We start from the raw sequence: 14,024 nt of genomic DNA on the forward strand, positions 1-14,024 counted from the left end.
AAATAAGACATACACCACTGTTAACTCTCATAAAATACAAGAGTGATAAGATACAATAGATAGATAAATTAGAAGAAAAGCTTAGTAATATGCAAAATTACTTTAGCAAAATGCGAAGCAAAACGGCAAAGCCGCCGTATCTCTCCTGTTTGACCGTGGTCTGCACGCTATTCATTGCTGTATTTTTTGAAAGCACGCCGGCCCACAGCCAGCTCTCTGCACCACCCCATGAGGTGCAGGATATTTTGAATGTTGAAGTCTCCATTGCCCCGATCAAGACGGATAGCCCCAAAGACACGATGGCGACTTTCCGGCGATTACGGGAGCAGCTGGAATACACACTGCTGGCTTATAACCTTAACCCTAGTGACACACTGGCAGACCAAGCGCGGCTACTGGCGGCACAGCTCGTTAATCTCATTGATCTTAGCCAAGTGCCGAGCGGGCTTCAAAGTCAGGAAGGGTTGGAAACAATTGCTTTTGTGCTCGATATTCTGGGAAGGATCGAGCCACCACCGCAAGGCAAATTACCCGGTATAGATAAGGTCTCCGAACTCAAGGAAGACACCTACCGCATACCCGAAACCCCGCTAAAGCTGAGACGGGTGTCAGAGGGAGAGCGACAAGGCGAATATCTATTCGGGCCTCTTACCCATATAACCGCGCCCCGCTTTGCCCGCGGTATTGCGACCTACCCGTTAAAGACACGGCTGGATATTGAAAGCTGGGTAAACTATTTGCCCCAGTTTGCAGGCCCTTTATTTCCACCTGCCTTCATTCAAGGCATTCCAGCGCCTATGAAAGTGCTGTGGTGGGACACTCCACTTTGGAAGATACTTGTCACGCTCACAGCGGTTATAATTGTAGGTGGAGCGATTTTGCTCCTACAGCGTTTTGTAACTTCCAAGCTGCATGAGCGTTCGCTAAGTAACTACCTGATGCGGTTAATCCTTCCCTTGCTTTTGCTTGGGTTCATTACGTTTCTCAGGGGATTTTTCCTTCTAGAGGTCAATGTCTTCGGTCGTTTCGCCAACTATATCGAGACAACAGAAATCATCCTTCAGGCATTGATAGCAGCGTGGATTTTCTGGCTTATCGTTCATGCGCTTATCGAAGCAATTGTTATGGCGCCCCATATCAAGGAGGAGAGCCTTGATGCCAACCTGCTACGCCTTCTTGCTCACATTCTGGGCGTAACCGGTGCCATTGTTATCATTGGGGTTGGAGCACAGGACTTAGGCCTACCGGTCATGAGCCTTCTGGCTGGTCTTGGCATTGGAGGTCTGGCCGTCGCCCTTGCCATTCGGCCAACGTTGGAAAACCTCATAGCCAGCTTCATTTTGTACATCGATCGTCCGGTTCGGGTCGGCGACTACTGCATATTCTCGGATACTGGCGGCATCGTGGAATCCATCGGCATTCGCTCCACTCAGGTTCGGGCCTTGGACCGAACTGTGATCTCTATACCCAACGCACAGCTTGCCAATATGCAGATTACCAACTGGGCCAAGTGTGATGTGATGATGATCAACGAGACGCTAACACTGCGCTACGAGACCTCAGCAGATCAACTGCGCTATGTGATGATGAAAATAAACGAGATGTGCATCGCTCACCCCTCTATCGACAGCGATACAGTGAGAACGCGTTTGTTCGGGTTTGGAGATTCATCTCTTCACGTCAACCTTCGCATATATGCGCTGGTTCAGGAGTGGAACGAGTTTTACGCTGTCCGAGAAGATGTCTTTTTGCGCATCATCGACATTATTGAAGAAGCTGGAACCGGCTTCGCCTTCCCGTCCTCCACGCTCTACATGGGCCGTGATGACGGGCTTGATGAAACACAAACCAAGAAGGCGGAGAGCAGCATTCGCACCTTGCGGAGCCGAGGCAAACTGCCGTTTCCTGCGTTTGATCGCAAACATTTTGATGAGATCAAAGACACACTCGATTATCCGCCCAAGGGATCTGCCAATATCACCCCTGACGAGGAACGTGAGGCAGAAGCGGTGGAGCCTCTTTCTGGCGGCGTTGATGTGGAGGAAGATGACGAAGATACGGATAAGAAGGAGTAGAACGCCCTTGGGCGTTCCATCTTCTTCTTTATTGCACGAGCGGGCCCATAGTCTTTTCCAGCTCTATGCCCTTAATTTCTGCAAGACCTGCTAGAATGCCAATGTATTGGGACACGGCCTTCGTCCAGCTACCAGCCTCCAGCCATTCGGATATGCGTGACTGGACCTGCTCATAGGGAAGAAGCCGCCCCTCTTCCTTATTGTCTAGCGCAATTACATGGAAGCCGAACTGGGTCTCTATAGGGTATTGGCTCATAGAACCAACATCCATTGCATCCAGTGCCTTTTCAAATGCTGGTGCGGTATCGCCGCGCGTTATTTGCCCCAAGCGACCTCCGTCCTTTGCAGAGTTACAAGCGGAGTATTCAGCGGCAAATTCGCCAAATCGGTGTGGCTCTGCTTTCAAAACGGCTACAAGTTCCTCCGCCTTTTGCCTTTGCTCTTCTCTTTTCGCGCTGTCATCGACATGAGCGATCAACAGAATGTGCCGCGCTTCGTATAAAGGGCTGGTAGAGAACTTCTGCGGGTTATTTTCATAAAAGCGTTTGCACTCTACTTCGCTAGCTGAAGGCACTATCACCTCCTGTTCCAGCAGCGCAGAGATAAGCGCCTCCTCATCGGTCTGCTGCATCTCCTCGTCATCTTCATGATCGCTAGGGCGAACGCCTAAACGTGCAGCTTCCTGCAACAGGAGTTCGCGTATGACTAAGGCTCTAGCGGCTTCTGCCAAGGCACCGCCAGGAGAGTCAGATGGGTGATGCTGAGCCTCGCGCATTATATCTTCTTCGGCGATACTCTTGCCGTTTACCTCAACCTCCCCCAGTCCGCTCAAAGGGCGGGAGGTATCGGCTTTACAGCAGGCTCTTTCAGCGGAGCCACAACCGCAGTCACCCTGTGTTTCGAGCGTCGGGTTCTTGTAGATGTTGACCATAAATTACTCCGCGGGTGCTTCTGGCGGCGTTTCGCGGCGAGCGCGACGACGAGGTGAAACAGCTTGCTGCTTTTGGCGACCCCGTACAATCTGATAGCCCGGGCGGAGCATGAACCAGATTGGAACCGACAGCATATGAACGAGCCTTGTAAACGGGAACAAAAGCAGGATCGTCATGCCAAGCAGCAGATGAAGTTTAAAGATGATGGAGGCGCCCTGAACGTAGGATGACGCTTCCGAGTTGAAGGTAAAGATGCCTTGTGCCCAACTCATGAACTTGACCATCTCACTACCGTCCAGATGCTGAAGCGAGATAGGGATCGTCATCAAGCCAAGTACCAACTGGATCCAGAGAAGGATAATGATCATATTATCCGAGAAGGTAGAATTGGCTCGAATGCGCGCATCGTAAAGCCGTCTATGGGCAAGCAAGGTGGCCCCAAAGAGGGCCAGAACACCCGCGATACCGCCAACAACCACTGCAAGCACCTGTTTGGCGCCATGGGAGATACCGAAGGCTTCAAAAATGAAGATCGGTGTCAGCAGGCCGACCACATGGCCAAGAAGGATGACCAGCACGCCAGTGTGGAAGCATATGGAGCCGATTACCAGTTGCTTGCGCCTTAGCAACTGGCTTGAACCGGAGCGCCACGAATATGGGTCCACGTCATATCGCACAATGGTTCCAACTAGCAGAACCACAAGCGCTATGTAGGGGTATATGCCGAAGAGCATTGTGTTGATGTAGTCAGCCATAACAGCCTCTCCCTTGTGCCCTATGGATTTCGTGGATCGCGCATGTGCGCGCGCATACGCCGGTCGATCCTGTCAGGACCGCAAGCGTTCTCTCCCGCTCCGCCCCCGAATGTGACAGCTTCCTCCTCCCAGACATTATCGAGCGCTTCCAAATCGTCGGGATCGTGCTCAGGTCTATCAAGAAGCTCACGAACGAGGGCGGCCTCGGGCTTTGCCCGTGCAAGGCTCAAAAGCGCGATGAAGGCATTTTGATAGGCTGATCCTCGTTTTTTCAGCCGCTCTTGAAGCGCTGTGAGGATATGGGCGATCTGGCTAAGGAAGTCCTTTGCCTCGTCCTCCGGCGCTTGGGATAGAAATTCTAAGAAGAGCGGCAGGAAGTCCGGTAGTTCCTCTGTGTCGATATAAAAGCCGGCACGTTCATAAGTCGCCATAAGATCAACCAGTGCCTGACCCCGCTCACGGCTTTCACCATGCACATGTTCAAACAGATGAAGGGATAGCGTGCGCGTACGGTCGAACAGGAACACGTAGCGTTCCTGAAGGTCCATCAAGTCACGTTCCTCAAACTGCTTCAAAAGTCTGATGAGCGCCGTACGCGCGGTATCGGTGATCGACTGGTCATCCTCGACGACCTTGATGAGGTTGCCAGCTTCACGCTTCATCTCTGCATCTGGATAGGACAGCAAGAGCGATGTAATTTTCAGAGCTACTCTCATTTCTGGTGCTCCTTGAATACATCGGTTGGCGTTTGAACCGTACGAGGACGTTTTGCGCCGAACAGATCTTGCTGCTGATCTCCGCTTGAACAGCCATTGCCAAAGGTAAAGCCACAGGAGCCACGCAAGTCGTAAGCATCCTCGCTGATTTCGCGGTGGCTGGTCGGGATGACGAAACGGTCCTCGTAATTGGCGATTGCCATTACGTGGTACATGTCTTCAATCATTTCGCCCGTCAGGCCGACTTGCTCGGCAATGCTATTGTCGATGACGCCATCAACTGTTTTTGACCGCATATAGGCACGCATGGCCATCATGCGTTCCAGTGCAGAAACAATTGGAGCTTCCTTACCAGCTGTCAGCATGTTTGCAAGGTAGCGGACCGGAATGCGCAAAGAACGGACATCCGGCAAAGCACCATCAAGGCCCATCTTTCCAGATTCCGCAGCGGACTGAATTGGAGATAGCGGCGGAATGTACCAGACCATTGGAAGGGTTCTGTATTCTGGATGCAGAGGGAACGCGACTTTCCAGTCCATCGCCATTTTGTAGACTGGAGAGTGTTTTGCTGCTTCCAGCCATGCTTCTGGTACACCATCTTCCCGCGCCTGAGCCCGAACCTTCGGGTCATTCGGATCTAGGAAGATATCAAGCTGCTCTTCGTAAAGGTCGCGCTCGTCTTTTGCCGATGCGGCTTCTTCAATGCGATCTGCATCGTAAAGAATAACGCCGAGATATCTGATGCGTCCCACGCACGTTTCCGAGCAGACCGTCGGCTGCCCAACCTCGATACGCGGATAACAGAAAACGCACTTTTCGGATTTGCCGGAGGACCAGTTGTAATAGATCTTTTTATATGGACAGCCGGATACACACATGCGCCAGCCGCGGCACTGGTCCTGATCGATGAGAACGATGCCATCGTCCTCACGCTTATAGATCGCACCGGATGGGCATGCTGCTACACAGGCCGGATTCAAGCAGTGCTCGCAAAGGCGTGGCAGGTACATCATGAAGGTGTTTTCAAACTGCCCGTAGATTTCCTTTTCTACGCCTTCGAAGTTGATATCCTTGGAACGCTTTTCAAACTCACCGCCGAGAATTTCTTCCCAGTTTGGTCCCCATTCGATCTTTTGCATCCGCTCGCCGCTAATCTGGGAACGAGGCCGCGCGGTCGGAAAGGCCTTGCCCTCCGGTGCGCTTTGCAGATGGTCGTAGTCGTAATCAAACGGCTCATAGTAGTCGTCGATTTCCGGTAGGTTTGGATTTGCGAAGATGTTGGCAAGGATGCGCCACTTGGCACCAATGCGTGGCTGGATTTTGCCATTGCGCTTTCTAATCCAGCCGCCTTTCCATTTCTTCTGGTTCTCCCACTCTTTGGGGTAACCAATGCCGGGCTTGGTTTCCACGTTGTTAAACCACGCGTATTCAACGCCCTCGCGATTGGTCCAAACGTTCTTACAGGTCACCGAGCAGGTGTGGCAGCCGATGCATTTGTCGAGGTTAAGCACCATGCCGATTTGTGCGCGGATCTTCATTCTGCAGCCTCCTCGTTGATGCCACCTTCGTCCCGACCCTCATCATCAAGCCAGTCGACTTCAGTGAGCTTGCGGACGACAACAAATTCATCGCGGTTGGAGCCAACGGTTCCGTAGTAGTTGAATCCGTAGGCCTGATGGGCATAACCGCCAATCATGTGAGTTGGTTTCACCACGGCGCGTGTTACGGAGTTATGGATACCGCCGCGCTGTCCGGTTAGTTTGGAACCGGGCGTGTTCACGATCTTTTCCTGCGCGTGGTACATGAAGGTCGTACCTTCTTTGATGCGCTGGGAAACAACGGCACGGGCAACAATGGCACCGTTGCTGTTATAAAGTTCGACCCAGTCGTTATCTTCAATCTCTGCCTTTTTCGCATCGACCTCGGATATCCAGATAACTGGACCACCGCGATTGAGCGTCAGCATAAGGAGATTATCTGTGTACGTTGAGTGGATGCCCCACTTTTGGTGCGGGGTAATGAAGTTGAGCACCACTTGACGGTCTTCGCTGGTTTTTTCCAGCAGTTCTGCGGTGATACTCTTTGTATCGATTGGCGGCCGGTAGACGCAGAAGCCTTCACCGAACGCTCTCATCCAGAGGTGATCTTGATAGAGCTGCTGACGGCCTGTGAGCGTTCGCCATGGGATCAACTCATGCACATTGGTGTAGCCCGCGTTGTAACAGACCTTTTCAGACTCAAGTCCTGACCATGTGGGCGATGAGATGATCTTGCGAGGCTGTGCGATGATATCGCGGAAGCGGATTTTCTCGTCTTCTTTATGGATCGCAAGGTGGGCATGCTCACGCCCCGTGGCCTGCGACAACGCTTCCCACGCCTTCACGGCAACCTCACCGTTTGTCTCTGGCGCGAGAGACAAGATCACCTCGGTAGCATCGACGTCGCTATGGATACGCGGTCTGCCCTTGGTTGGCCCTTCTGCTGTTTCTACGCCGTTCAGACGGCCCAGAAGGTCAACTTCTGTCTCTGTATTCCAGCTAATGCCTTTACCGCCATTTCCGAGCTTATCGAGAAGCGGACCCAGAGCTGTAAAGCGTTTGTAGAGATTAGGATAATCACGCTCAACAACAGCAACTGCCGGCATGGTCTTGCCCGGTATCGGCTCTGTTTCACCCAGTTTCCAATCCTTCACATCGAATGGCTGGGCAAGCTCTGCGGCTGTATCGTGCTGGATGGGAACGAGAACAACATCCTTCTCGACGCCAAGAATTTCTGGCGCTACTTCTGAGAATGCTTCCGCGATACCTTTAAAGATGTCCCAGTCTGTCCTTGCTTGCCACGCAGGGTCCGCCGCGCTTGTAAGCGGGTGAATGAATGGGTGCATATCCGAGGTATTGAGATCGTTCTTTTCGTACCAAGTTGCTGTTGGCAAAACGATATCGGAGTAAACGCAGGTGGTGGACATTCTAAAGTCCAGTGTGACGAGAAGATCGAGTTTTCCTTCTGGCGCGTTTTCATGCCACTTCACGAATTTTGAGCGCTGCGCCCCCTCTTCGCCAAGGTCTTTACCCATCACACCATGGGATGTGCCTAGAAGGTGCTTGAGGAAGTACTCATGCCCCTTGCCGGATGAACCCAGCAGGTTTGAGCGCCACACGAACAAATTACGCGGCCAGTTATGTTCGTCATCGGGATCCTCGCAGGACATATTGAGAGAGCCCTCTTTCAAGGCGTCTGCCACATAGTCCTTTACCTCTTTTCCTTCCGCATCGGCCTTTCCGGCGATGGTTAGAGAATTCGTCTTTAGCTGAGGCGCTGAAGGTAACCAACCCATACGCTCTGCGCGGATGTTGTAGTCAATCAGCGTCGCATCCCAGTCCCCGTCGGGAGCTGTAGGCGACAAGATTTCATCCACTTTCAGCGTTTCATAACGCCACTGATCCGTGTGGGCATAGAAGAACGAAGTCGAATTCATCTGCCGAGGTGGTCGCGCCCAATCAAGGGCAAACGCAAGCGGTAACCAGCCTGTTTGCGGGCGTAGCTTTTCCTGCCCGACGTAGTGGCTCCAGCCACCGCCGGATTGACCGATACAGCCACACATAATCAGCAGGTTGATGATGCCGCGGTAATTCATATCCATGTGGTACCAGTGATTGATACCAGCACCGAGGATGACCATGGACCGGCCATTCGTTTTATCGGCGTTGCTTGCAAACTCTCTTGCAACGGTCACAATCTGGTCTGCGCTTACGCCGGTAATTTGCTCTGCCCATGCAGGGGTGTAAGGCTTGTTTTCCTCATAGGTTGTCGCGCTGTTGTCATCACCCAAGCCACGATCAATGCCGTAGTTGGCGATAAACAGATCAAACACCGTGGCAACAAGGCCGTCGCCATCCTTAAGCTTAACCCGCTTTGCAGGCACTTTTCGCATTAGGACGCTGTCATGGTCCGTACCCTTGAAGTGATCATGCTCACGGTTTCCGAAATAAGGGAACGCTGTATCGACAACCTCATCGTGATCAATCGCTTCAATGAGGGAGAGCTTGAGGCGTACATCGCTGCCCTTGCCATCCTTCTCCTCAAGGTTCCACTTACCCTTTTCGCCCCATCTAAACCCGACAGAACCACACGGGGTCACGGCATGGCCGATTTCCTCATCAATGGCGACAGTCTTCCAGTCGCCGTTGTTGGACTCTCCAAGTTCAGAGGCAAAGTCGGATGCGCGAAGCAGGCGTTCAGGCACATAGTGACCGTCTTTTTCTACAAGTCGCACCAGCATCGGCATGTCAGTGTAACGGCGGCAGTAGTCGGTGAAGTATTCGCTCTTGTTGTCGATATGGAATTCGCGAAGGATCACATGGCCCATAGCAAGCGCTAGCGCTGCATCAGTGCCCTGCTTGGGGTGAAGCCACATATCGGAGAACTTGGCGGCCTCTGAATAATCCGGCGAAACAACAACCGACTTGGTGCCCTTGTAGCGGACCTCGGTATAAAAGTGCGCATCTGGCGTGCGGGTTTGCGGTACGTTGGAGCCCCATAGCATGAGGAAGCCCGCGTTATACCAATCCGCAGATTCCGGCACATCCGTCTGCTCGCCCCATGTCATTGGAGAAGCTGGTGGGAGGTCGCAGTACCAGTCGTAAAACGACATACAGGTGCCGCCCAGAAGCGATAGGTAGCGGGAACCAGCAGCGTAGGAAACCATGGACATAGCAGGAATTGGAGAGAAGCCGATCACACGGTCCGGCCCCCACTTCTTCGCCGTGTAGGCATTCGCTGCTGCTATGATTTCGTTGACCTCTTCCCAATGGGCCCGCACGAAGCCGCCGAGGCCACGCATAGAGGTATAGTCGGTACGCTTCACCTTATCGGACTGAATTGCAGCCCAAGCCTGAACGGGGGATTTGTCCTCCCGCTCTTTGCGCCAAAGCTTCAAAAGGCGCGAGCGGATAAGCGGATACTTCACGCGGTTGGCGGAGTACATGTACCAAGAATAGCTGGCCCCGCGAGAACAGCCACGAGGTTCATGGTTTGGCAGATCAGGGCGCGTGCGCGGGTAGTCCGTTTGCTGGGTTTCCCATGTCACAATGCCGCCTTTGACGTAGATTTTCCACGAGCATGACCCTGTGCAGTTGGCACCATGCGTGGAGCGAACAATCTTGTCGTGTTGCCAGCGCTTGCGGTAGGCGTCCTCCCATTCGCGGCTTTCATTGGTCGTAATGCCATGACCGCCTGCGAACTTTTCCTTTTCGCCCCTAGTTAGAAAGTTCAGTCTTTCCAAAATCGAAGACATGGATTTTTCTCCCTCAAAGGCCGCTTAGCACGGCACCGGCGCGTTCTTACGGCTGTAGAACGCATAGGTGATTGCAAGGCAGATCACGTAGAAAATCAGGAAGGCCCATAGTGCAGCATCTACGCTGCCGGTCAGCTCAATGGAGGAGCCGTACGCCTTGGGTATGAAGAACGCGCCATAGGCTGCGATGGCCGATGTAAAGGCGATGATCGCAGAGCTTTCCATTTCGGATTGCTTACGGTAAGCCGCCCCTTCCAGATCAGGCATCAGCCGCTTCACTTCCTGTCCCATGATGGTTGGGATCATCTGGAAGGTGGACGCGTTACCAACACCAGTTAGGAAGAACAGCGCCATAAAGCAGGCAAAGAAGCCGATGAAACTGCCGCCCTGCCCTTCGTTTGGAAGGAAGAAGATGACACCGTAAACGGCGATGATCATTCCAAAGAAGGTCCAGAAGGTTACACGGCCGCCGCCGAACTTGTCTGAAATCCAGCCTGTCGCTGCGCGGCTTATTGCACCAACGAACGGACCTAGGAACGCTAACTGAAGGGCATCGACTTCTGGAAACTGGATTTTCATGAGAAGCGGAAAACCAGCTGAATAGCCGATGAAGCTGCCGAATGTTCCGGTGTAGAGCACACACATGATCCAGTTGTGTTTGCGCTTAAAGATGACCGACTGTTCGGCAAAACTGGCTTTTGCATCGGCAATATCATTCATACCGAACCATGCAGCCAGCGTGGAGACAACAATAAACGGTACCCAGATGAAACCGGCGTTCTGTAGCCAGACTTCATCTCCATTTGCCAATGTTTGGGAAGACCCACCGATAGCGCCAAACACACCGGCAGTTACCACCAGCGGCACCAAAAACTGCATGACGGACACGCCAAGGTTTCCAAGTCCTGCATTAAGAGCAAGGGCGTTGCCCTTTTCTTTCTTCGGGAAGAAGTACGCAATATTTGCCATGGAAGAAGCAAAGTTGCCGCCGCCGAAGCCGCAGAACAGCGCCAGAATGAAGAATGTGAAATAGGAGCTGTCAGGGTTCTGGATCGCCAAGCCCATTCCGATTGCTGGAATTAGGAGCGATGCTGTCGAAAGCGTCGTCCATTTACGACCGCCGAAGATGGGAACCATGAACCCATAGAAAATGCGCAGTGTAGCGCCGGAAAGACCGGGAAGCGCGGCGAGCCAGAAGCGCTCATCAACGGAGAAATCAAACCCGATTGCCGGAAGCTGTGCCACCACAACGGACCAGACCATCCAAACAGAAAATGCCAGAAGAAGGCATGGGATGGATATCCAGAGATTGCGTTTGGCTATGTGCCGTCCCTGTTCGTGCCAGAACGCCTCGTCTTCAGGACGCCAGTCTTGCAAAACGTATTTGCTCTGGCCCGTTTGACTGGGAGCTGTTTCCATAGGTTTGGTCCCTCGTTTTTAGATCCCAAAACCAAGCCTGCCCGTTTATTCTTGGCTATTCTGCCGGGCTGGCTTTGGCCGAGATACCAGAGGCGTTTTGGCCTCCGTCGTCCTCAGGTTTTTCAGGTAAATCCGAAAGTTCTGTCTCTTGGATGAGGCTTGGGTGGCGGCGCTTTTCCATCATGCGGATCGCCACATGCATCCAAATTGTCGATATCGCCACGATGATGAACAGCAGCATGAACGGAACGGTCCATACGCCTGTAATGTCTAAAAGTGCGCCAAAAGCGATGGGTAAGAAGAAGCCGCCTAAACCGCCAATCATGCCTACAAGCCCGCCAACGGCGCCAACGTGCTGCGGGTAGTAGACGGGTATGTGTTTGAATACAGCTGCTTTACCAAGGCTCATAACAAAGCCGAGCACCACCGACAAGATAACAAAGAGCGGAAGACCAACAGTAAACTGGAACGTTATCTGGCTGTCTATCCCCGTCACGGTATAGGCCGTTTGCGGGTAGCTCATAACGAAAAGGCAAATGAGGGAGACTATGAAGGTGATGTACATCACCAGCCGTGCGCCCCACTTGTCTGAAAGCCAGCCGCCCAGTGCGCGGAACACGGAACCCGGCATGGAATAAAGGCCTGCCAGCACGCCTGCTGTCGTAAGCGGCAATGCATAAGCGCCGACATAATAGCGTGGTAGGAATGAAGCGAGCGCTACAAAGCCGCCGAACACGAAGAAGTAATAGGTGGCAAAACGCCAAACCTGCATCTTCTTTAGCGGTGCCATTTGCGAGGCTATGGAAGGCGCGGTGTCACCTGTCTTCAAGTGCTGTGCGTGAACAGGATCATCCTTGGAGAAAACGAAGAAGATAATTGCTGTGATGACCAGAACCACCGCATAGACGTGGGCAGTGCCTTCCCACCCCAGCGAAACTACAAGAAACGGCGCAACGAAGTTGGTAACGGCTGCACCGACGTTCCCGACACCGAAAATACCAAGGGCTGTGCCCTGCTCTTCCTTTGGAAACCAACGGGAGACATAGGCAACACCGATAATGAAGGAACCACCAGCAAGGCCAAGACCGAGGGCGGCTACGAGAAACATTTCATAGGAATGAGCGGAGGTCAGAAGCCACACGCACACGGCGGTGAAGAGCATTTGCAGAGCGAAGACCACGCGCCCGCCGTACCGCTCTGTAATGATGCCAAGGAAAATGCGGCTGATGGAGCCGGTTAGCACAGGTGTTGCAACAAGCAGACCGAACTGGGACTCGTTAAGCCCGAACTCCTGCTTAATCTTTACGCCAATGATTGAAAAAATCGTCCAGACCGCAAAGCACACCGTAAAGGCACCGGTGCTCAGACCAAGAGCACGGTATTGTTGCGTTCGCGTTATACGCTCCGTTTCCAGCATGTTCTTTCCTGTTATTATTCTGGAACTGCGCGGAATTACGTAGCGACAAGTGAACAATATTCACCTGTAAAAGTCTAGAGACTATGAAGGGACAAGGATAACGAGGGATAGCGTATCGTTAAAACACACGTAGTGATCTACGCCATGAAAGTAATAGATGGCCCCAATGGGAGCCGAAAACGAAATGCAAATCGGGCAGGTAAAGCACCCTCGCTCTACCTGCCCGATGATCAGTTAAACGCTCGTGAGTATCAGGCCACTTCTTCTTGCAGATGCGGGAAGAGCGCTGCTTCAACGCACGCTACAATCTGGTCTGATGCGGTTCCATCACCGAAGGGGTTTTGGACGCCTTCCAATGAGAACACTCCTGAGAGCGCATTATTGGCTGCGGCAATAATATTGGCAGTATCCGTGCCCACAAGCTGAGCACAACCAGCTTCAATCGCCTCTGGGCGTTCCGTCGTATTTCTCATCACCAACACAGGCGTATTGAAAGACGGTGCTTCTTCCTGAATACCGCCGCTGTCTGTCATAATCAGTTCAGCATTTTGCTGAAGCGCAATCAGCTCTTTGTAGCCGAGAGAAGGAACCAACAACAGGCGATCTATCCCCGAAAGCTGATCGAGAATAACGCTTGATACGTTCGGGTTCTGGTGGACGGGCAGAACAGCATAGATATCTGGATTTTGTTCAAGAACTGCGATAATCGCGCGGCAGATATTGCAAAGCGGCTCGCCCCAGTTTTCACGCCGGTGGGCTGTCACGAGGATGAACCGAGCACCTTCAGGAAGCCTATCTTTCAGGCTCTCTATCTCATGAACCGCCTTTGTACGGCGGGAAATCTCAAGCGCGGCATCCACCACAGTATTACCGGTAATCGAGATCTTACTTGCATCAATTCCCTCAGCCAGCAAAGCTTCTGCTGCCTGACGAGTAGGTGCAAACAAGTGATCGCAAATACGGTCAATAATCTGACGGTTCGCTTCTTCCGGGAAAGGGTCTTTCAAACTACCGCTTCGCAGACCTGCCTCCACATGAGCTACAGGAATACGGGCGTAAAAGGCTGCAAGAGCGCCAACCATACCTGAAGTCGTATCGCCATGCACCAACACGTAATCTGCACCGGAACGCTCGAAGTAAACGCCGAGCTCTTTCAAATAGCCGGAGGCCTGCGCGGAAAGGGAGTGGTCGGTTCGCTCATCTGGAAGCCAGTGAACGTTTATAATACCGAACAGCGCAAGCGCACTGGAAACCAAGTCTTTATGCTGGCCAGTCAACACGACTTCAGCGTAAAGAACAGGGCTACGATTAAGGGCATTGATAACAGGAGCCATTTTGATGGCTTCAGGACGCGTGCCTACGACACACACGACCTTTTTTCGGTCTGCGGTGTTGAAATGCAATAGATTGCCTTTGA

The 14,024-nt window shown here is 52.6% G+C and carries 7 protein-coding genes and 1 pseudogene; 1 reads left to right on the forward strand and 7 read right to left on the reverse strand.

From position 1 onward, the window contains the following. Window positions 1-110 precede the first annotated feature (110 nt). Window positions 111-2,075, forward strand: a complete 1,965-nt coding sequence (locus tag E1162_RS00820; RefSeq protein ID WP_257098544.1) for a mechanosensitive ion channel family protein — start codon at window positions 111-113, stop codon at window positions 2,073-2,075. Window positions 2,076-2,103: 28 nt separating this feature from the next. On the opposite strand, the gene E1162_RS00825 is transcribed toward E1162_RS00820, so the two are convergent. The 7 genes and pseudogenes from E1162_RS00825 to wecB all read right to left on the reverse strand — a co-directional run. Further along, complete coding sequence (locus tag E1162_RS00825; protein ID WP_155125646.1) at window positions 2,104-3,006, reverse strand: peptidylprolyl isomerase; 903 nt, start codon at window positions 3,004-3,006, stop codon at window positions 2,104-2,106. 3 nt (window positions 3,007-3,009) lie between these two features. Beyond that, complete coding sequence (gene narI, locus E1162_RS00830) at window positions 3,010-3,762, reverse strand: respiratory nitrate reductase subunit gamma (protein WP_155125648.1); 753 nt, start codon at window positions 3,760-3,762, stop codon at window positions 3,010-3,012. A 20-nt stretch (window positions 3,763-3,782) separates the two neighbouring features. Further along, window positions 3,783-4,478 (reverse strand): nitrate reductase molybdenum cofactor assembly chaperone, encoded by a 696-nt coding sequence (gene narJ / locus E1162_RS00835; protein ID WP_155125650.1) that lies wholly within the window; start codon window positions 4,476-4,478, stop codon window positions 3,783-3,785. Further along, complete coding sequence (narH, locus tag E1162_RS00840) at window positions 4,475-6,016, reverse strand: nitrate reductase subunit beta (protein WP_155125652.1); 1,542 nt, start codon at window positions 6,014-6,016, stop codon at window positions 4,475-4,477. The genes narJ and narH overlap by 4 nt, the downstream gene beginning before the upstream one ends. Then, a complete protein-coding gene (locus tag E1162_RS00845; RefSeq protein ID WP_155125654.1) occupies window positions 6,013-9,771 on the reverse strand; it encodes a nitrate reductase subunit alpha in 3,759 nt (1,252 codons plus the stop codon). The genes narH and E1162_RS00845 overlap by 4 nt, the downstream gene beginning before the upstream one ends. 24 nt (window positions 9,772-9,795) lie before the next feature. Continuing rightward, window positions 9,796-12,607, reverse strand: a pseudogene (locus tag E1162_RS19740) (nitrate/nitrite transporter). Window positions 12,608-12,858: 251 nt separating this feature from the next. Continuing rightward, window positions 12,859-14,024, reverse strand: a 1,166-nt coding sequence (wecB, locus tag E1162_RS00860) for a non-hydrolyzing UDP-N-acetylglucosamine 2-epimerase (RefSeq protein WP_306455008.1), incomplete at its 5' end; no start/stop codon positions are given.

This window comes from Pseudovibrio flavus (assembly GCF_009711345.1).
GTDB classification, from domain to species: Bacteria; Pseudomonadota; Alphaproteobacteria; order Rhizobiales; family Stappiaceae; genus Pseudovibrio; species Pseudovibrio flavus.